This is a genomic window from Microcoleus sp. B5-D4 (assembly GCF_036705145.1).
In the GTDB taxonomy this organism is placed as follows: Bacteria; Cyanobacteriota; Cyanobacteriia; order Cyanobacteriales; family Microcoleaceae; genus Microcoleus.
In genome coordinates, this window is record NZ_JAUBTV010000020.1 from 1 (window position 1) to 18,447 (window position 18,447).

The following is an 18,447-nucleotide window of genomic DNA, read 5'->3' on the forward strand; positions in this document are numbered from 1 at the left end:
GAGCTGGGTGCGGTGAAAATCGCACGCCCAGATCTAACTGAGAGGGGCAGGGAATAATATCCCTCCTCGACTCAACCTTCCCTGTTCCCCCACTTGGAGTTCCTCTCTCTCCAAAGCGCGATCGAAATATCTGAAAAATGGCAGGAGTGTTCAGACGATAATTTTAGGTGCGATTGTGACCACATTTTTGAAGGAATCTGGAACGGTTGGTGGAACCCGAATTGGATTCCATTCACAAACGAAAGCAATGGTGCTTGCGAATGCGTAGATTTAGCTCCAGCAGCAGGCGGAAATGTTGGACAAGTCATTATTGTTGAGTGGCGGGAGGCTACTAGAGGGCTTATTGCACCTAGTTTTCGAGTTTATCTGGAAACCTTTGCGGATGCACTAGAACGAGGAGAATATCGGTTCTCTGAGAATGGTTATGGGTTAGTTGATCTAGTTGACTTTGAAATATTTATGCAGACACACAATTGAAAGGCCCCAACAAGCAGCACAGGCTGTGGCAGTAGTTTGAAAACGATCGTTTTTTGTGAATAACGTATTGACATTGTAAATACATTTTACCTATACTAGGGAGCATGAATGTATACTTCGTGCTCAATGGCATTACCTTTGTATGGGACGAGGGAAAAGCGCGGATAAATCCCACAAATCATGATGGGGTTACTTTTCAACAAGCTGCTGAAGTCTTCTTCGACCCATTTCTAGTTGTGGTTGATGCCAGCCGCAATGAGGAAGCGCGTGATGCTGTGATTGGGCTAGATAGCCGGTGGAATCTACTGTATGTGGTTCACATTGAGCGTGAAGAAAATGTCATTCGGATTATTTCAGCACGTAAAGCAACTCGTCAGGAGAGGGCAGAGTATGAAAGTTGAAGCATTAAAGCAGAGATTAGATCGAAACCGTCCAATGACTAGCGTGACGATTCGTATGCCCGAAGATGTTGTGGAAGATCTAAAAAAAGTTGCACCATTGTTGGGTTTTTCGGGTTATCAGCCATTAATTCGTGCTTATATCGGTCAAGGTTTGCGCGTTGATTTAGAACGATTTGAGAGCGAGACAGTGACAGCCTTAGTAGCAAGTTTGAAGCGTCGAGGTGTCAGCGATGCAGTGATTGATGAGGCATTAAAGGAAGTCGTTCATGCTAAATCATGTTAATTGTATCTAGCCAGCAGCATCTCATATCCAACCCGTTGACATCGGAATTATTCATCTCTCTCTTCTGCAGACTCTGCGCCCTCTGCGGTTAAATCATTCCGGTACAATCGGAATTGATACCATTACAAAAGTCACTGTCTCATAAACGCAGACGCAACCGTGCTACTTTTGACAAAGCAGTTCGCCTCGGACAAGAATGGCGTAAGTCTGCTGAATAGCTCAATACCTGCACGCGGGAAAAAAATCCGGTTTCTGCGTGAATATCTCAAGGGATTATCCACGATTTTTCCTAGAAACCGGGTTTTTTAGGTTAAGAGTGCCTAAGTCCTGTTAAGCAAACTTAATCTTCAAATAATCATCCTCCATCTTCGCCCCCGAAGGTTGCAGCGCCGCTAAAGCTTGCGGCAACACCAAATTACGGCGGTGATTCCCAATCCGAACATTCAACTCATCTCCCGTTTTGGTCAACTGGATCTGATCCTTAGCAATTCCGGGCAAATACAGTTCAAGACTATATTGATTGTTTTCCTGGACGATCTTAATCGTATTTTCTTTGTAATAAACTTGACTTGGATCTTCGTCTTTGTAAAGCGTTTCTTTCAACCGTTCCAAAGCTGGCAAACCGCACATTTCTTCGGAATAAAGTGGCACCTCCTTAACTGGCAGCGGCATGAAATCTGAGTGAATTTCCTGACGGTACTGTTCCTGGCTTTCTTTCCACCGTTTAAAAAATGGGTCAGTTACTTCTGCGGGAATAATCCGGTTAGCTACTACTAAATCTGTGGCTACATTGTACAAACTCAAATAGGCATGAGCGCGCAGAGATTCTTTAATTACCATTTTTTCGGGATTGGTAACTAACCTTACCGAAGTCACAGTATTGTCAGTTAAAACCTTTTCCAAAGCTTCGATTTGTTCGTAAAATTCGTAAGGTGCATCCATCACCTCTTTGTCTGGTAAAGAAAAACCCGCAATTGGTCTAAAAATTGGTTCAACTAAAGGTCTAAGAGCGGCTGATATGCCTTGCAGCGGCTTGTAAAATTTTCTCATGTACCAGCCGCCAACTTCCGGCAAACTTAGCAGTCTCAATGCAGTGCCAGTCGGAGCCGAATCGATAATTAAAACATCAAATTCGCCTTCGTCGTAATGCCGCTTCATTCGCACCAAACCGAAGATTTCATCCATTCCTGGCAAGATAGCTAATTCTTCAGCTTGCACCCCTTCGAGCCCCTGCGCTCGCAAGACTTGAGTAATGTAGCGCTTAACGGCTCCCCAATTGCCTTCTAATTCCCTGAGAGCGTCTAATTCTGCTCCCCACAAATTCGGTTTTACCAGCCGCGAATCGTGTCCGAGTTCCATGTCGAAGCTGTCGGCTAAGGAGTGAGCGGGATCTGTACTCAGCACTAGGGTTTTGTATCCCAATTCGGCACACCGCAGCCCAGTCGCAGCGGCTACGGAGGTTTTGCCGACGCCACCTTTTCCGGTCATTAATATTAAGCGCATTGATTGTTTAGCTCGCCTGAAAATTCTTTACTTCTTTATTGTAACGTTCTGTAACAGAGATTAATTTAGTCGGCGCTTAATTTTGGCGACAAGCACCAGCCGGACACAGCACATTTCCTGTGACTCACGAAATTGCTGCAATGTCAATATCAGTTAAAATTATTTATCTCAGCTATCAATTGCAACAAATAAAAATCCATCAGCGTTCATCTGTGTTTATCTGCTAACATCTGCGGTTAAAAAAGGGCTCTCGCTCTTGAAAAACTATTTTTTATTGCTAAAAAACCTAAGCCAAATTCTCAAACATTAGTTTTCCGAAGAAATACAAGCTGTTTGAGCACATCCAACCGCGAACAGTCCCAGTAATCGATGTGAGAAACAATTAAACCGTCGCTGTTGACTTTCAGTTCGCTCCTACCGGCGATCGCCATTTTCGGTTTCCAAGGTAGCGGTGCGATCCAGCTCAGAGTCCAGCGAGTGTCTATAGTATCTCCAGACTGCGAAATCCCGTGCAAATCGAGATTTACATCCTGAAAAAAAGTCCCCATAAACCCGATCATTTTGCGGTAGCGATCGACTCCGGTAAATCGATTCACCGGATCTTCAAAATAAACATCTTTTGCATAGATGCTGTAAGTCTGATTATCGGGAAATCGTTGATAATCGTCTTTGAGAATTTCAATAATGTCCATTTCGAGCGATCGTTATTCTTCTATTATTAGAATATAATTTTAACAGTATATATCTAAAATACGCAATTTTCGTCCAAATTGTGATATTATATCAGGTTATTTCCTGCCTTGCCAACTTTCAACTTAACATCACAACTATGATTGACCTCTACACTTTTACTACCCCGAACGGTCGCAAAGTCTCGATCATGCTCGAAGAAATAGGTTTACCCTACAACGTGCACGTCATTGACATCACAAAAAACGACCAATTTAGCCCAGAATTCATCGCCATCAACCCCAACAGCAAAATTCCGGCGATAGTCGATCGAGATAACGGCATCACCGTCTTCGAGTCCGGCGCTATTCTGATCTATCTTGCCGAAAAAAGCGGCAGATTTCTGCCAACCGACAAACAAAAATACTTTCAAGTTATGGAATGGCTGATGTTTCAAATGGCCAGCGTCGGCCCGATGTTCGGTCAGCTAAACCACTTCAAACGCTTTGCACCCGAACAAATTCCCTATGCGATTGGGCGCTACGAAAAAGAAACCTTGCGCCTCTACGGAGTATTAGACACTCAACTAGCAAAATACGAGTACATCTGCGGCGACTATTCTATCGCCGACATTGCTACCTATCCCTGGGTTGCTATTTATGAATTTCAAGGATTAACCCTCGACAACCACCCCCACCTTAAACGTTGGGTAGAAACCGTGCAGAAGCGTCCCGCCGTTGAGCGCGGCATGGCAGTTGGCGGAAGTCCTAACTGAGAATTAAACTTGACGAACGGTCACAAGGTATTTGACTGTTGCTCAAAATCCGGTTTGACACTGCCATGACTTGCTAACCATTGATAAACTTGCAGCATCTGCTGAGCTTTAACATCCCAGGAATAGTGATTCATGGCGTAATTGTGGGCTGCAATGCCCATGCGTACAACACGATCGCGATCGGCGACAAGCTGTTCGAGTTCTGCGGTAAAATATTTTACCAGTGTGTCAAAATTACCGATAGGAACTTTAATCCCCCGATCGGGTCCTACCAGCGCACCTGGTCCGCCGTAGTCAACTACAACACAAGCCATACCGCAGGCCATTGCCTCAACCACAACGCCAGCCCCCAGTTCGCGAATCGAGGGAAAAGCAAAAATCTCAGCTTGGCGCATCAATTCTCCCACTTCAGCTTGGGTTTTTTGACCTAAAAGTTTAACGCAGTTGCCTAAATTGTGTTCTGCGATTAATTGTTCTAGTCTAGGACGTTCGGGTCCGTCGCCAACGATCGCTAATTTATGCTGCTGCAAAATCGAACTGTTAGCGAAAGCGCGAATGACAACTTCTGGCAATTTATAGGGAACTAGCCTCCCGGCAAACAGTACCGTCACTTGTTCGCTACTAGAGCGTTCGGGTAGCTTAAACAATTCGGGATCGATGCCAACTTCGGCATAATTAATTGTCTTCGATCTCGCTGAGGCTGGCAAATCTACGATCGTGTGATCGAATGCCGCCAGAATTCCTGCTGAACGTTCATAAGTAGAGCGGTAAAAAGGCATTAACCTGTAAGCATTTCGCACATAGCTCAACCACTCGCGCTCCCGCTTCAACTCTGTTGTGAAAGCTTTCGGCCAAGGCAGCCCGCCGTTGAGAGGCCCTAGCAAAAAAGGAATAGGACTCCAAGCTGCGATAGGACTTGGCTGCGTGGGCGACATCGGGGTAATCCGGTGAACGACATCGAAATTCCCGCTTTGCAACTCTTGCTTGTAGCGCTGCCAGACTTCCCACTCAAAGGCGAGATAGCTGAAATAACCCAGCGCTGCGTTAATTGTCCAGGCTTTGTTTGAGCCACTTAGTAAAGTCGTTAGCTTTTGAATGGGAGCAGCAACTTTTTCTGTATCTATATAAACTATTTTAGCGTTACCCATTCCGACTTTATCGATATTTTGTTTATTCCTAATTTGGGTAACAACCGTAGCATTAACATAATTGCTTATCGCCCGCGCAAATTTATATCCAACCACCGGTAAAGAAGGCCACTCAGGATTGCAAACATCCGCCAGAATCAAAACCCGCATCGTATCAGTTTTCTCTTTATTTTCCATAAAAACTCCAGTATCTGTACAAGTTGTCATAATTCGGGATATATATAGGTTTAGGAGAAATTCCCTGGGGTTGCCCCCTTGCTTCCCTACCCTAACTAATTGTTCGCGAATGAGTGATAATTGCTCGGGGACTCAAGAACTTTATAACACCGCTATCCCTATCTTGGCAAGTGTACCAATACATAGAAGATCGCGGTGTTGTTTTAAAGCTACTGCTGATTCAGGATTGGAATGATTTTATGACCTGCTTCCAGCACTCAATTGTTGGCGCACCGAGGAACTCAATCCGCGAAATGCTTAATAATCGCCTCAGCAAACTCCGAACACTTCAACTCAGGCACCGGCGGCTCCATCAACCTCGCCAAATCGTAAGTAACTTCACCGTTAGAAATTGCCGCTCCCAAACCCTTCTTAATCAAGTCTGCTGCCTCCTGCCATCTCATGTATTCTAACATCATTACCCCGGACAAAATCAGGGAACCGGGATTGACTTTATCCAAACCAGCGTGTTTCGGCGCAGTGCCGTGAGTCGCCTCAAAAACTGCACATTCATCACCAATATTAGCACCGGGACCCATGCCCAATCCACCGACAATGGCGGCGGCCGCATCGGACAAATAATCCCCGTTCAGATTCATTGTCGCCAAAATCGAATACTCGGCCGGTCGGGTTTGAATTTGTTGAAAAATACTGTCAGCAATTCGGTCGTTGACCATGATTTTTTCTTTCCACTGGCCGCTGCCGTGACTGTCCCAAATTGCAAACAGAACGTCGGCTACTTCTTGACGAATTTTGGCTTGTTTTTCTGGGGTCAAGGCATCGTATCCTGGGTCTATTTGGCGAGCATTATCTTCTAAGCTAATGTCGGGATTTTTTTCTTTGTTGCCCAGAATCCAAGACTCTCTTTCAGTTACGCACTGTTCGCGAAATTCGGTGGTTGCTAATTCATAACCCCAATCTCGGAAAGCTCCTTCGGTATATTTCATGATGTTGCCTTTGTGCACCAAAGTCACTTGCTGCTTATCTTTCGGCAACCGTAAAGCGTGGGTAATGGCCCGCCGTACTAAACGCTGAGAACCTGTTTTGCTAATGGGTTTAATTCCGATGCCAGAATCGAGGCGAATTTGTTTTTTGCCATGTTCTGGTGTTGCGGGAATTAACTCATTATTGAGGAATTCAATCAATTTTTTGCCGATTTCGCTGCCTTTGGCCCATTCAATTCCGAGGTAAATATCTTCTGTATTTTCCCGGTAAATAATTACATCTAGGAGTTCAGGGGTTTTGTGTAGCGATGGTGTTCCAGCATAATATTTGCAGGGCCGCACGCAGGCGTAAAGGTCAAAGATTTGCCGCAAAGCTACGTTTAGCGATCGAATGCCGCCCCCGATTGGGGTTGTCAGTGGCCCTTTGATGGCGACTCCGTATTCTTTGATGGCGTCTAAGGAATCCTGGGGCAGATATTGGTAAGTACCGTAGACATCGCAGGCTTCGTCGCCTACATAGATTTTAAACCAGTTGATTTTGCGATCGCCACCGTAAGCCTTTTCTACCGCAGCATCCATGACTTTCTGGGATGCTGGCCACAAGTCAACGCCGGTACCGTCGCCACGAATAAAGGGAATAATCGGGTCATTGGGGACGATCGGCAAACCGTCTTTGAAAGTAATTTTAGAACCAGTTGTCGGGGCTACAATTTTTTCGTACATATCTTAACAGCGCGGATAGCAATGTTCCCTATTTTGCCACGATTATCTGCCTAAACCTCAACCAATCATAAATATTTGTATAAATTTTTGATAACTTGATTTTTAACCGCCGATAATAGCAGATAGACGCAGATAAACGCAGATGTTTTTGGGGATGTCTGCATTTATCTAGAATTTTATTCTTTTTGCATATTCTTCTTCACAATCCACAAAATACACCAGATGACTATAATCACCGCAACTATTTTGGAAACCGGGCCCAGATAATCCTCTACAAGTGTATAATTTTCCCCTAGTTTATATCCGGCAAAAGTCAGGAAACTTACCCATAAAAGAGTGCCGCCGGTTGAGTATAGTAAAAAAGGAATTAAAGGCATATTATTGATGCCAGCGGGCAGGGAAATTAGGGTGCGAACTCCCGGTACGAGGCGACACAAAAACACGGCTTTGTTGCCGTGTCTGTTAAACCATCTATTTGCTTTGTCAATATCGGCGCCCGATACTGTGATCCACTTGCCGTATTTGTCGGCTAAATTCCTCAAGCGTTCTTCGCTCAATAATTTACCCGCATAGTACCAGGGAAGCGCGCCCAGAATTGTACCGATTACTCCTGCTGCGATCGCCGGCGCTAACTCCATATCATCACCCTTTGAGGCCGTGAATCCTGCCAGCGGCATAATCAATTCTGAGGGTATGGGGGGGAAAATATTTTCTAAAAACATCAACAGGCCAATTCCGAGATAGCCCATCGATTGCATTGTGTTAGTTATCCATTCAACCATTTTGATTCACTAATTTGGTAAGAAGAAGTCAGTAGTCATTAGTCATTAGTCATCGCTCGTTCCTAGACTCTGCCTGGGAACGCATATAAGCGAGGCTCTGCCTCGACTCCCCATGAGGGAGGCAGAGCCTCCTTATATTTATTCCCCGGCACAGCTTGGGAACAATAAACGATGATTAAGTGCCCGAAGTCCAAGAGTTTGTGTACTCAATTTGTTCGGCAGTCAAGGTATCAATGTGAATACCCATTGCTTCCAATTTGAGACGGGCAATTTCTTTGTCAACTTCCACGGGGATTGAGTGAATACCAGGCTCTAGTTTGCCTTTGTTCGTAACTAGATATTCGCAGGCTAAAGCTTGGTTAGCAAAGCTCATATCCATCACGGCGCTGGGGTGTCCTTCGGCTGCTGCCAAGTTGATCAAACGGCCTTCGCCCAACACAATAATCGACTTGCCATTATTGAGGTGATATTCTTGAGTGAAAGACCGAACCGTTTTCACGTCGGTGCTTTTTGCGCCGAGAGATTTGAGGTCAATTTCAATGTCGAAGTGACCGGAATTGCAAACAATTGCACCGTCTTTCATTGTCTCGAAATGTTCGGCACGAATGACGTGTTTGTTGCCCGTAACGGTAATGAATATATCTCCGACTGTTGCTGCTTCGTCCATCGGCATGACGCGGAAACCGTCCATCACTGCTTCGATCGCCCGAATCGGATCGATTTCGGTGACAATTACGTTAGCACCCATACCGCGGGCGCGCAGTGCCGTGCCTTTGCCGCACCAACCGTAACCTGCAACCACAATATTTTTACCGGCCAACAAAATATTGGTAGCGCGGATAATGCCGTCTAGGGTAGATTGACCGGTACCGTAGCGGTTGTCAAAGAAGTGCTTGGTGTCGGCGTCGTTGACGTTCATTGCGGGGAAAGTCAGCACGCCGTCTTTCAACATGGCCCGCAGGCGCACGATGCCTGTGGTAGTTTCTTCGGTAGTTCCGATTAAGTCGGAAATTTGGTTCGGGCGGTGCTGGATCAGGGCCGCTACTACGTCGCTGCCGTCGTCGATGATAATATTGGGGCGGTGGTCTAGGGCTGTGTAGACGTGACGTTCGTAGGTAGCCGCGTCTTCTCCTTTGAGGGCGAAGACGGAAATGCCGTAGTCTTCAACTAAGCAAGCCGCTACGTCATCTTGAGTGCTCAAGGGGTTGCTGGCGATCAGTACGGCGTCGCCACCGCCGAGTTTGATGGCGATTGCCAAATGAGCGGTTTCTGTGGTTACGTGGCAGCAAGCAGCCAAGCGAATGCCAGCAAAAGGCTTTTCTTTAGCGAAGCGTTCTTGAATTTGCCGCAAAACGGGCATTTCCCGGCCGGCCCACTCGATGCGTTGCTTTCCCAAGGGGGCGAGGGACAAGTCTTTGACTTCGTGTTTAATCTTGACGGATGTAGCAACCATGTATGTTATTTCTCAGAAATCATCAAACTTTGTTAGTTTTAGCAGATTAAGTCATCGGGGGGCAAGTGCTGTGATTTTACTCGATCGGGGTCGGCGCTGCTAATCTTAAATTTTGATTGTGTTTTAATGATTAGCGAGCTAGTGGATGGAGTCACCTGCACAGCGAGAGTCAAACATTCTTGTCGGGCGATCGATCTCAATCTTTTGTGTTAGCGTGGCCTTCTTTAATTATTTGACACTCTCACTGGGGCGGCTGGAAGTTTGAGGGCCTGCGTGGCGTTCCCAGCTTGGCAGCCTGCAGATATCATCAGTTGGTTAGGACTTGGTTCCGTAGGGATTAGTTTCCCGTTCCCAGACATCTTCAAATACTTTTTAGCGGAAATATTGTGGGAGCATCTCATATTTGTAAAAACACTTCTTCTTCCTCCTTCCTTCTGACTCTTTCCTCCTGACTCCTGACTCCTGGCTCCTAACTCCAATTTTGGGCTGGGCTGCTTTCATTGAGATGCTCCCAATATTGTTGCTGTTGCACGAACCGTTTCAATTGGGCGATCGGATAGTTGTAGAAGGCTTTGAAGGTACTGTTGAAAAGATTTTGCTGCCTTCAACTCAAATTATTAGTGATCGGGGAGAGCGAGTTATCCTGCCGAAGGCGATCGTCTTTACCAATTCAGTGCGGGTAAGCTAATCCGCATTTAAATTGCATAGTCAAATAAATCTTTACTTGTGTGGGGAGTAGGGGTTGGGCCGGAGCTCACGCCCTCAATATACAATTTAAATGCACAACAGTTTACTAATAGGTCTGCCCCACAGGCGAACTAACTGGCCTTTAAATTTAGCCTATGATGTTGATACTTCAGGCTTTAACGATGGTTCTTTGCATCTTATTGTCCGCTATTGGACGCTGCGCGAACAAGCACAGGTGCGACGGACACACACCAGGGCTGTGGTGGCGATTAAAGTAGCGTGCATCCGGGCGGACATTAAAATTCCTCAACCGGTAAGCTGTTAGTCATTTAAATTTATTGCCTCCACCCCTTGCAGTATGGGGTCTGGCCCACAAATATTGCAGTTTGAATGTCGAACAGCTTATATCAAATCCACTCTTCATCGGAATAGTAAATTCGAGTTGACTGTTGACTGTTGACTGTTGACTGTTGACACCGTGAACAGTCAACAGTCAACAGTCACCAGTAATATCATTTCCGGTAACACCGGAATGATATTACTGGTGACTTTGTACGATCGAACAATTTACCGTGAGTGAGTTTTGAATTTTGAGTTGGGAGAGGGAGAGAGTGGGAGAGTGGGGTAGTGGGAAAAATCCTCTTGTTTCACGCTTGACTTCTTCCCTCAACACCCATCCGTTAAATCCATTAAATCCCGTACACTGGGCGTTGCCGAACTTCCCTCTGATATCAAATCCGCGCTGCGAAAGTCGGGCGTAAAATCGAGTCAACATTCAACACTCAACCATCATTCAGTTTGGCGACGCCGAGTCAACACTCAACAGTCAACAGTCAACAGTCAGCAATTCCGGAGGAGTGCAACCAGAATTGATATGACTTCTCCCTTCTGACTTTTCAAATCAAGCAAAAGGCGAGCCTATTTCTCATTAGCGCGCCTCCAAATTGAATTTTATTTTGTCAAACGTAAATGATGAGATTGTTCCCATTTGAAAAATATCATGAAGTAGTCTTGCTAGCACGGCGGCGACGCGCTGCAATCAAGCCACCTAAACCAAGAGCCAAACCAGTCATTGTCATCGGTTCTGGAACTGCTTCTGCGCTGACTGTGAAATCTTGGAAGTCTGCGTCCTTTCCGTTACCGCGATCGTCGAAGGAGATTAGTGTGCCTCCATTCAACAGAGAACCTGTTCCGTTTGTGTATTGTCCGGCAGCTTTGAAGACGTTCGTTTTTTCTTTGTTGAGTGCGTCCCACAGTTGCGATTGTGCGCCAAACACCGCTTGCTGGCTGCCACCGTTCAAGGCTGAGGTCGAGTAGACAGTGCCGGCTCCGAAGCGGCTGTGGAGTCCCAAAGTATAAATTTGATTTGCCAGGAATGTGAATACTGCCGAGCCAGGACCCAAGACTGTATTGCCCAGAGTTCCTTTCCATTCGTCCGCGCCACCGTTGTCTGAGGATTTAGTTTCCGAAAACAGGGTGCTAACTAGAGAGGTCGCCGAGTTGTTCACACTGTAGATGCCCAAAGAGGAAGTATACCCACCGTGAGATTCTTTGAAGTTAAACTTGACGCTGGTATCTTGGCTGAATGTGATGCCGTTGGTGCCAAAGGAGAAGGCCTGAGCTGGAGCTCCGACGCCAAACAGAGCTGTGGCGGCGGCGGTAGCTGTTAGGGCGGATAATAGTTTGGTATTCATAAACCTGTTCCTTTTGTGCGATGGTCTTAATATTTTCATTATGCGATACTTTGTTTGTATTTGGATCACTTTAGGTAAAGTTTGACATATTCTTTATCAAGCCTTTACATATCCTTCATAAATGCTGTCGCTAGCCGTAGCCCGCGGGGGATGGCTCCCTCATAATACCCACTAAATAATTATAAATATTGTGGCTTGAAACCTTGCAGTCGCGGGCATGGGAGCGCGGGGCTGCCAAAGTGATGGGGATGGGGCTTATGCTAATTTTTTATTATATTCTCAAGTCTAAATCCTCAATAGCAAACACTTAAGTATAAATACGGTAATATTCGTGGGTACTGACAGTTAAAAGAGTTTTCTATTAACCCGAAACTGGGAATATTTGTTTTTGGGACTTGTGTAGGGGAGTTAAAGTAGTTTATCTATCGGGTAAATTACCTACAAAATGCGATCTTTGGGTCTAGGTATTTTGGTTGAATTAAATATATCCCGTGGGGTGAGATATCCCAAAGATGCGATCGAGGAGATGCAATTTCAGCCGATTTAAGCGGTAAAAGACCGGATTGCCCCTCAAGAAAGATTGTATAGAGAAGGTCTGGCCCCGTCTTTGCTCCCGATCGCCCGCATCAAAACAGACCGCTGTAGCGTTCCTCTGCCCAAGGTTCGCCCCGCCGATGGTAGCCGTTGCGTTCCCAAAAACCGAGTTCTTCGGTTTCTGTAAACTCCAGGCCGTTAATCCATTTAGCGCTTTTCCAAGCGTACAGGTGGGGAACTACGAGCCGCATTGGGCCGCCGTGGTCTGCGGATAGAGGTTCGCCGAAGACGGTGTGGGCGAAAAAGTTTTCTTCTCGGAGGAAGTCGGCGATCGCAATGTTGGTAGTGTAGCCGCCGTAGCAGTGTTCCAGGACGTGCAGAGCTTTTGGATCGACTTCTACATACTTCATAAAATCTGTGACTTTGACTCCCGTCCACTGCACGTCGAGTTTTGACCACCGAGTGACGCAGTGAAAATCCGCAGTAAAGTTACTTTGGGGCATGGCCTGGAAGTCCGACCAAGTGAAGGTTTGTGCTTTTGCCAATCCCCAGACTTTAAATTCCCAACTTTCAATGCTGACGGAGGGTGTATCGCCGTAGGTCAGCACAGGAAAGCCGTTGGCGAGGTATTGACCTGGGGGGACGCGATCGATGTTTTCTGATTCTGGCTTGCGAAAAAATTTGCCCTGCATTGATTCACGCTCTACAGTAACTGACTGCAATCCTCACTATAGCTTGCTGAGATGGACGCATCGCAATTCATCTCAAGGTAGAAAGCTTTCAGGACTTCTGTAGAAAGAAAAATCCCTAAATTCTACCTGATGTCAACCTAATTCTGTCTTCGGAGATAGCCGAAGCTAAAAATTACCAACTATTATGATTCCAGCGTAAGTAGGTAAGCGCTGTAAAACGCAATGTAAACGATTGTAAAGTATCCTTAGCCCTAAGCGTAGCTAAGTCAGCCCTGTTTACATACTGTTACATTGAGCAGTTTAATTCCCCCTACCTACTTATTAAGTAAGTAATCTTAAATTTTATCGCAATTGATGGTGCATTTCCGAATCTTTGATGTATTGTTACAATATGCTGAGATGCCATATGTCAAAAAATTGATGGGGTAAAAATCATGATCGCAAGTTGCTTGATTCCGTTGACGGTATGCTTGATTGCTTGGTGGGTGACTGCCGGGACTGACAACAGAACGCTAGACGGAATTCCGGCTCCCATAGCTGCAATTATTGGAATGTGTTCGTTAATTTGGTTGGTGGCGGTGTGTCCTTGGCCTGTTGAACTCGCTCTAGTCTTGGCGGTGGTGGTTTTGGGCAAAGCTTATTTGCAAAAAATCTTGAAAGTCGGCTGAATTTTCAGGGCTAGCGCTCCTATGATTTGCGGGAGCGCGATGATCGAGTGCTGCTACTTTGTTGAAATTCTTCGCGATTTGTCTGGCTAATTTGTCAGATGGGGTCGCAAAGGCGGAACCAACCCTAGAATTGGTGAAATTAAATTTAGATATTTCGGTTAAAAATTAGAACATAAAGATCGACAGAGAAACCCGGTTCATCTTAGATAAACCGGGTTTGTGGGGGCTTAAATTTTCAAACATCCCGCAAGAATTGCTTAGGACTTAGACAGTCGGAACACAAGAAACCGGGTTTCTGAGTCCAGGAATGTTGCTGTATGTGCGTAAAATGGCGAGCTGTTAAATTGGCAAGCGATTGATATCTTTATTAGAACCAATTACTACCATCGCGTCGCCCTTTCTCAAGCGTTCGGTTGGCTCCGGATTAATCTCGAACTTTTCGGCGCGCCCGACTGCTAGCAAGTTCAAACCATACCTGCGCCGGAGCTCCAATTCGGAGACGGTTTTACCGTCAAACTTGTCAGGAACGAGCAACTCAACGATGCTGTGATCTGGGTCGAGGTCAAAGCGTTCTAAAATGCTGGGTTTTGTAAGAAGGCGGGCCACAGAGCAGCCCATTTCTCGTTCGGGAAAAACTACATGATCTGCGCCGACTTTTTTCAACAGTTTTAAGTGAGTTTCCGAAGAAGCTTTGGCTATTACGTGACGTACCCCCCCTTCCTTAAGATTTAGGGTGGTGGTAATGCTTTCTGCTAGGTAATTGCCGATCGCAACTATCACTGTTTCAAATTCAAATATACCGGCTTCCGCAAGAGCGCTAGGCTCAGTAGAATCTAACTGCACAACGTGAGCAGCAATGCGATCGTTCAAAGCTTGAGTTACTTTTTTTTCATCGGTGTCAACTCCCAAGACTTCGTAACCCAAGCCGTGCAGAGTCGAACACACAGCTTTACCGAAGCGTCCCAAACCAATAACTGCAAACTGCTTGTTGTCGGCGCGCAAAGTGCGAAAAAAATTCAAAGATGACAGGTTCACTCAATATCCAGCGCTGAGCGTCTTGCTGTTTAAATTTTAGCAGAGACAGCGCCGCCTCCTTTTGATTTTTGGGTAAGTAGTAAAAGTTGATTTGGGTTGTCACCCATTGTTTAGATTATCAGCAACGAGGCAGGATTTTTTTATCCCACTAACAAACTTTCCTCAGCATACTTAAAAGACCTGGGTTTTGGATCGCCGAAGGCAGCACTCATCAGCAGCAACACGCCAACCCGACCTATGTACATTGTAGCAATCAAAACCAGCTTACCGATCGCTGAAATCGTGGGTGTAATCCCAGTGGACAGGCCGACCGTGGCAAAAGCTGAAACTGCTTCAAACAGGGCTGCGATAAATTCTACTTCGGGATTGGTCAGCTCGATTAAAATTGCAGATGTGAACGCGACCAACAGGGAACCAAAGAGTACGCTAATGGTTTTCAGTATCATTGCTGGCGGGATTTGACGCTGATAGCACTCGACATCTTCCTGGCCTTCGAGAACTGCTGTGGTACAGCAAAACAATATCCTAAAAGTTGTGGTTTTGATTCCGCCGCCGGTGCTGCCGGGACTGGCGCCGATAAACATCAGCGCGATGGTCAGAAATAGCGAGGCTTCGCTCATTTGGCCAATGCTAATTGTATTGAACCCCGCCGTGCGGGGAGTAACAGATTGAAACCAAGCTGCCATCACCTTTTGAGGAAAATTTAGAGCGCCGAAAGTGTCTGGGTTGTCGTATTCCAGCACCAAAAAGGCTAGGGTTCCTAAAATTAAAAGGACAGCCGTTGTAGTGGTAACAACTTTGAAGTTCAGGGAAAAAACTGTGCAGATAGGGCTTTTCTTCAAGCGATCGCGCAGCCACAGGTACATTTCCATAATTACTTCATAGCCGATTCCCCCAAATATGATTAAACCACTGACTGTGAAGTTAACCATAGGCGAACTGATGTAGCCGATCAAATTCTCTGAATAGATGCTAAAACCTGCGTTGTTAAAGGAATTAACGCTGTGAAATATAGCAGACCACACACCCTCTTTAAATCCGTATTGGGGGACAAAAACCGTCATCAGCAAAAACACTCCTGTTAATTCAAACAAAAGCGTTGTTGCTAGAATTGACTGCACGAGTTGTACTACGCCGGCTAGCCCGGATTTGTCGAGAGATTGTTGCAGAGCAATTTTGTCTTTCAAGCCAAAGCGGCGGCCCAATAACAGCAGCAAGAAAGTCGTGGCTGTCATGTAGCCCAACCCTCCTATTTGCACCAGTAAAACTAGGCACAGTTGCCCCCAAAAAGAGTAATATTTTCCCACATCTACAACCGATAAGCCCGTGACGCAGACAGCGGAAGTAGAGGTAAACAGTGCTGTTATTGGATCGCTCCAAGTTCCATCAATTGTGGAAAAAGGCATCATCAGTAATAGAGCACCTGCGAGGATGACAGCGAGAAAGCCCAAAGCAATGGTTCGCGAGACAGTCATTCGATTTTAGGTTTTAGATTTGAGATTTTAGATTTGAGAGGGAACCACAAATCGATTTTAGATTTGAGGTTTTAGAGGGAACCCACAAATAGATCATCGGGCTTGAAATCAGGACATCTCTGTCTGGCGAAGACCGGAGACCGATCGAACTCAATCGCCAAATTCTATGACAACATCGGGAAAATAACGGTAGAATTCCTTTAATAACTTGCAATCCGGCGATGACATCAACACTTTACCAGCAAATTCAGCAACTTTACGACGCTTCTAGCGGTTTGTGGGAGCAGGTGTGGGGCGAACATATGCACCACGGTTACTACGGCCCGGATGGCAATTTGAAAAAAGAGCGCCGACAGGCTCAGATAGATTTGATAGAAGAACTGCTGGCATGGGCTGGAGTACCGTCAGAGAAGGCACTGTGTGAATCTTACCGCATTCTCGATGTCGGTTGCGGGATCGGCGGCAGCACGCTTTATTTGACCGAAAAGTTTAGTTCTATCCCTCAAAATAATTTAAAGGTGGATGGCGAGGCGGATCAAAATTATAGCCGATCGCCCGAACTAAATAAAACGGGCGCTAGCGTTACAGCGACCGGGATTACTCTGAGTCCGGTACAGGCCAACAGAGCGACCGAACGCGCTAAAATTGCCGATGCTCAAAGCAATGTGAACTTTTTGGTGGCCGATGCTTTGAATATGCCTTTTCCTGACGAGTCCTTCGACTTGGTTTGGTCGCTCGAAAGTGGCGAACATATGCCCGACAAAATTAAGTTTTTGCAGGAATGCTGTCGCGTACTCAAGCCGGGAGGAACTTTGATTTTGGCAACTTGGTGTCACCGCCCGCTGGGAGAAGCGGCTGGAGAATTAACTGATGAAGAGAGAAAGGAATTGGCAGAAATTTACCGGGTTTATGCTTTGCCTTATGTGATTTCTTTGCCGGAATACGAGGAAATTGTCCGCAGTTTGCCTTTGACAAGTATTCGCACCGCTGATTGGTCAAAAGCTGTTGCTCCTTTTTGGGATGTGGTGATCGATTCTGCTTTGACTCCGAGCGCGATTTGGGGTTTGCTAACTAGCGGTTGGACGACTATTCAAGCTGCACTTGCTCTCGGATTGATGAGCCGTGGATATCAGAGCGGGTTGATTCGTTTTGGGATGATTTGTGCTGTAAAATAGCAGGCATATATCAGAGAAGTTTTGAGTGTTGAGTTGATGAGTAAGGTGTGCATTGCACACCTTAGAAAATATTATTTGTGTGGTGCGGGTGTGAGATTTATGGGCAATGATTCGATTGGCAAGTCTTGGATTGATAAAAATGGCTCGGCTCAGCAAAGCTGGGTGAGGGCATTTTGGGAGTTTTCTCGGCCGCACACAATTGTGGGTACTAGCTTGAGTGTATTGGCTTTGTACGCGATCGCCCAAAGTGCGCGGCTGTTTGTGAATCCTGTATTTGGGCCCCTAGCTTTTGCCTGGTTGGCTTGCATTTGCGGCAATATTTATATTGTGGGATTGAACCAGTTAGAAGATGTTGAAATTGATAAAATTAATAAGCCGTATTTGCCGATCGCATCGGGAGTGTTTTCTCGGAAAACCGGGGAATTAATTGTAATTGCCACGGGAATTATAGCAATTTTGACTGCTGTTTTACAAGGCCCGTTTTTGCTGGCTACCGTTGGCGTTAGTTTGGCGATTGGGACTGCTTATTCTCTGCCGCCAATTCGGCTGAAACGCTTTCCTTTGTGGGCGGCGCTGTGCATTTTTACTGTGCGGGGCGCGATCGTCAATTTAGGGTTATTTTTGCACTTTAATTGGGTGTTGGGTTTGGGAGGGGCGAAAAGCGCTTTTTCGGGCTGGATTTTGGAGAGTGTGTCTTTTGAGATTCCTGCGGAAGTTTGGGTGCTGACGGTTTTTGTTGTGGTGTTTACGTTTGCGATCGCCATTTTTAAAGATATCCCCGACATGGAAGGCGACAAGCAATATAATATTACTACGTTTACGATTGAGCTGGGCAAGCCTGCCGTCTTTAATTTATCTCGCTGGGTGTTGACGGTTTGTTATTTGGGCGCGACTTTGGCTGGAGCGATCGTATTGTCTAATGTTAATTTAGTGTTTCTGGCAGTTTCTCATTTGGCGGCTTTGGGTTTGATGTGGTTTTGGAGCGCGAAAGTTGATTTGGACGATAAAATAGAAATTGCGGCATTTTATCAGTTTATCTGGAAGTTGTTTTTCTTAGAATATCTGATTTTTCCCGCCGCTTGTTTGTTGGGGTAGAAGTTCGGCAACGAGCAA

20 protein-coding genes are annotated in these 18,447 nt (G+C 45.9%); 9 read left to right on the forward strand and 11 right to left on the reverse strand.

Going from position 1 to position 18,447, the window contains the following annotated elements:
• Positions 1 to 93: 93 nt before the first annotated feature.
• The 3 genes from QUB10_RS12175 (at position 94) to QUB10_RS12185 (ending at position 1,161) form a co-directional block, all read left to right on the forward strand.
• A complete protein-coding gene (locus tag QUB10_RS12175) occupies positions 94 to 477 on the forward strand; it encodes an SMI1/KNR4 family protein (protein ID WP_333202397.1) in 384 nt (127 codons plus the stop codon).
• Positions 478 to 581: 104 nt separating this feature from the next.
• Positions 582 to 878, forward strand: a complete 297-nt coding sequence (locus QUB10_RS12180) for a BrnT family toxin (RefSeq protein WP_333202399.1) — start codon at positions 582 to 584, stop codon at positions 876 to 878.
• Positions 868 to 1,161, forward strand: coding sequence for a hypothetical protein (locus tag QUB10_RS12185; protein ID WP_333202401.1), 294 nt, complete (start codon positions 868 to 870; stop codon positions 1,159 to 1,161). The genes QUB10_RS12180 and QUB10_RS12185 overlap by 11 nt, the downstream gene beginning before the upstream one ends.
• Before the next feature lie 330 nt (positions 1,162 to 1,491).
• Here the strand turns inward: QUB10_RS12185 and QUB10_RS12190 are convergent, their stop codons facing one another.
• Both QUB10_RS12190 and QUB10_RS12195 read right to left on the reverse strand, forming a co-directional pair.
• A complete protein-coding gene (locus QUB10_RS12190) occupies positions 1,492 to 2,664 on the reverse strand; it encodes a TRC40/GET3/ArsA family transport-energizing ATPase (RefSeq protein ID WP_333053180.1) in 1,173 nt (390 codons plus the stop codon).
• 299 nt (positions 2,665 to 2,963) lie between these two features.
• Entirely contained in the window at positions 2,964 to 3,356 is a 393-nt protein-coding gene (locus QUB10_RS12195) for a DUF2358 domain-containing protein (RefSeq protein WP_333202403.1), read from the reverse strand.
• A 137-nt stretch (positions 3,357 to 3,493) separates the two neighbouring features.
• Between QUB10_RS12195 and QUB10_RS12200 the strand changes: the two genes are divergently transcribed.
• Positions 3,494 to 4,108: a glutathione S-transferase N-terminal domain-containing protein gene (locus QUB10_RS12200; protein ID WP_333202405.1), complete on the forward strand. Its 615-nt coding sequence runs from the start codon at positions 3,494 to 3,496 to the stop codon at positions 4,106 to 4,108.
• 20 nt (positions 4,109 to 4,128) lie between these two features.
• Here QUB10_RS12200 and QUB10_RS12205 read toward each other — a convergent pair whose 3' ends face one another.
• The 4 genes from QUB10_RS12205 to ahcY form a co-directional block, all read right to left on the reverse strand.
• Positions 4,129 to 5,463 carry a glycosyltransferase gene (locus QUB10_RS12205; protein WP_333202407.1) on the reverse strand — a complete coding sequence of 445 codons (1,335 nt, stop codon included), beginning with the start codon at positions 5,461 to 5,463 and terminating at the stop codon, positions 4,129 to 4,131.
• 251 nt (positions 5,464 to 5,714) lie between these two features.
• Entirely contained in the window at positions 5,715 to 7,139 is a 1,425-nt protein-coding gene (locus QUB10_RS12210; RefSeq protein WP_333202408.1) for an NADP-dependent isocitrate dehydrogenase, read from the reverse strand.
• A gap of 176 nt (positions 7,140 to 7,315) precedes the next feature.
• On the reverse strand, positions 7,316 to 7,921 hold the full coding sequence (locus QUB10_RS12215; RefSeq protein ID WP_333202410.1) for a DedA family protein: 606 nt from the start codon (positions 7,919 to 7,921) through the stop codon (positions 7,316 to 7,318).
• A gap of 175 nt (positions 7,922 to 8,096) precedes the next feature.
• Positions 8,097 to 9,374, reverse strand: coding sequence for an adenosylhomocysteinase (gene ahcY, locus QUB10_RS12220; RefSeq protein WP_333047387.1), 1,278 nt, complete (start codon positions 9,372 to 9,374; stop codon positions 8,097 to 8,099).
• Positions 9,375 to 9,879: 505 nt separating this feature from the next.
• Between ahcY and QUB10_RS12225 the strand changes: the two genes are divergently transcribed.
• Positions 9,880 to 10,062 (forward strand): mechanosensitive ion channel domain-containing protein, encoded by a 183-nt coding sequence (locus QUB10_RS12225; RefSeq protein ID WP_333202412.1) that lies wholly within the window; start codon positions 9,880 to 9,882, stop codon positions 10,060 to 10,062.
• 90 nt (positions 10,063 to 10,152) lie between these two features.
• Entirely contained in the window at positions 10,153 to 10,386 is a 234-nt protein-coding gene (locus QUB10_RS12230) for a hypothetical protein (RefSeq protein WP_333202414.1), read from the forward strand.
• 213 nt (positions 10,387 to 10,599) lie between these two features.
• On the opposite strand, the gene QUB10_RS12235 is transcribed toward QUB10_RS12230, so the two are convergent.
• From QUB10_RS12235 to QUB10_RS12245, 3 genes are all read right to left on the reverse strand, one after another.
• Entirely contained in the window at positions 10,600 to 10,836 is a 237-nt protein-coding gene (locus QUB10_RS12235; protein WP_333202415.1) for a hypothetical protein, read from the reverse strand.
• Positions 10,837 to 11,059: 223 nt separating this feature from the next.
• Entirely contained in the window at positions 11,060 to 11,755 is a 696-nt protein-coding gene (locus tag QUB10_RS12240) for a PEP-CTERM sorting domain-containing protein (protein WP_333202417.1), read from the reverse strand.
• A 626-nt stretch (positions 11,756 to 12,381) separates the two neighbouring features.
• On the reverse strand, positions 12,382 to 12,981 hold the full coding sequence (locus tag QUB10_RS12245; RefSeq protein ID WP_333202419.1) for a sulfite oxidase-like oxidoreductase: 600 nt from the start codon (positions 12,979 to 12,981) through the stop codon (positions 12,382 to 12,384).
• Between the two features lie 434 nt (positions 12,982 to 13,415).
• Here QUB10_RS12245 and QUB10_RS12250 point away from each other — a divergent pair, with 434 nt between their 5' ends.
• Positions 13,416 to 13,649, forward strand: a complete 234-nt coding sequence (locus QUB10_RS12250) for a hypothetical protein (RefSeq protein WP_333202421.1) — start codon at positions 13,416 to 13,418, stop codon at positions 13,647 to 13,649.
• Positions 13,650 to 13,988: 339 nt separating this feature from the next.
• On the opposite strand, the gene QUB10_RS12255 is transcribed toward QUB10_RS12250, so the two are convergent.
• Together QUB10_RS12255 and QUB10_RS12260 are read right to left on the reverse strand one after the other, a co-directional pair.
• Positions 13,989 to 14,684: a TrkA family potassium uptake protein gene (locus QUB10_RS12255; protein ID WP_333202423.1), complete on the reverse strand. Its 696-nt coding sequence runs from the start codon at positions 14,682 to 14,684 to the stop codon at positions 13,989 to 13,991.
• 140 nt (positions 14,685 to 14,824) lie between these two features.
• On the reverse strand, positions 14,825 to 16,159 hold the full coding sequence (locus QUB10_RS12260; protein ID WP_333202425.1) for a TrkH family potassium uptake protein: 1,335 nt from the start codon (positions 16,157 to 16,159) through the stop codon (positions 14,825 to 14,827).
• Between the two features lie 221 nt (positions 16,160 to 16,380).
• On the opposite strand from QUB10_RS12260, the gene QUB10_RS12265 reads away from it, so the two are divergent.
• Both QUB10_RS12265 and QUB10_RS12270 read left to right on the forward strand, forming a co-directional pair.
• A complete protein-coding gene (locus tag QUB10_RS12265) occupies positions 16,381 to 17,334 on the forward strand; it encodes a methyltransferase domain-containing protein (protein ID WP_333202427.1) in 954 nt (317 codons plus the stop codon).
• Positions 17,335 to 17,370: 36 nt separating this feature from the next.
• A complete protein-coding gene (locus QUB10_RS12270; protein ID WP_333202429.1) occupies positions 17,371 to 18,429 on the forward strand; it encodes a homogentisate phytyltransferase in 1,059 nt (352 codons plus the stop codon).
• Positions 18,430 to 18,447: the final 18 nt, after the last annotated feature.

What these genes read in the sequence shown, in the direction of transcription:
- QUB10_RS12185 (WP_333202401.1), top strand. Translation starts at nt 868, where the DNA reads ATGAAAGTTGAAGCATTAAAGCAGAGATTAGATCGAAACCGTCCAATG.
- QUB10_RS12190 (WP_333053180.1), bottom strand. Translation starts at nt 2,664, where the DNA reads ATGCGCTTAATATTAATGACCGGAAAAGGTGGCGTCGGCAAAACCTCC.
- QUB10_RS12205 (WP_333202407.1), bottom strand. Translation starts at nt 5,463, where the DNA reads ATGACAACTTGTACAGATACTGGAGTTTTTATGGAAAATAAAGAGAAA.
- QUB10_RS12235 (WP_333202415.1), bottom strand. Translation starts at nt 10,836, where the DNA reads ATGTTGACTCGATTTTACGCCCGACTTTCGCAGCGCGGATTTGATATC.
- QUB10_RS12215 (WP_333202410.1), bottom strand. Translation starts at nt 7,921, where the DNA reads ATGGTTGAATGGATAACTAACACAATGCAATCGATGGGCTATCTCGGA.
- QUB10_RS12250 (WP_333202421.1), top strand. Translation starts at nt 13,416, where the DNA reads ATGATCGCAAGTTGCTTGATTCCGTTGACGGTATGCTTGATTGCTTGG.
- QUB10_RS12245 (WP_333202419.1), bottom strand. Translation starts at nt 12,981, where the DNA reads ATGCAGGGCAAATTTTTTCGCAAGCCAGAATCAGAAAACATCGATCGC.
- QUB10_RS12225 (WP_333202412.1), top strand. Translation starts at nt 9,880, where the DNA reads ATGCTCCCAATATTGTTGCTGTTGCACGAACCGTTTCAATTGGGCGAT.
- QUB10_RS12265 (WP_333202427.1), top strand. Translation starts at nt 16,381, where the DNA reads ATGACATCAACACTTTACCAGCAAATTCAGCAACTTTACGACGCTTCT.
- QUB10_RS12260 (WP_333202425.1), bottom strand. Translation starts at nt 16,159, where the DNA reads ATGACTGTCTCGCGAACCATTGCTTTGGGCTTTCTCGCTGTCATCCTC.
- QUB10_RS12200 (WP_333202405.1), top strand. Translation starts at nt 3,494, where the DNA reads ATGATTGACCTCTACACTTTTACTACCCCGAACGGTCGCAAAGTCTCG.
- QUB10_RS12210 (WP_333202408.1), bottom strand. Translation starts at nt 7,139, where the DNA reads ATGTACGAAAAAATTGTAGCCCCGACAACTGGTTCTAAAATTACTTTC.
- QUB10_RS12230 (WP_333202414.1), top strand. Translation starts at nt 10,153, where the DNA reads ATGCACAACAGTTTACTAATAGGTCTGCCCCACAGGCGAACTAACTGG.
- QUB10_RS12240 (WP_333202417.1), bottom strand. Translation starts at nt 11,755, where the DNA reads ATGAATACCAAACTATTATCCGCCCTAACAGCTACCGCCGCCGCCACA.
- QUB10_RS12180 (WP_333202399.1), top strand. Translation starts at nt 582, where the DNA reads ATGAATGTATACTTCGTGCTCAATGGCATTACCTTTGTATGGGACGAG.
- QUB10_RS12195 (WP_333202403.1), bottom strand. Translation starts at nt 3,356, where the DNA reads ATGGACATTATTGAAATTCTCAAAGACGATTATCAACGATTTCCCGAT.
- ahcY (WP_333047387.1), bottom strand. Translation starts at nt 9,374, where the DNA reads ATGGTTGCTACATCCGTCAAGATTAAACACGAAGTCAAAGACTTGTCC.
- QUB10_RS12270 (WP_333202429.1), top strand. Translation starts at nt 17,371, where the DNA reads ATGAGTAAGGTGTGCATTGCACACCTTAGAAAATATTATTTGTGTGGT.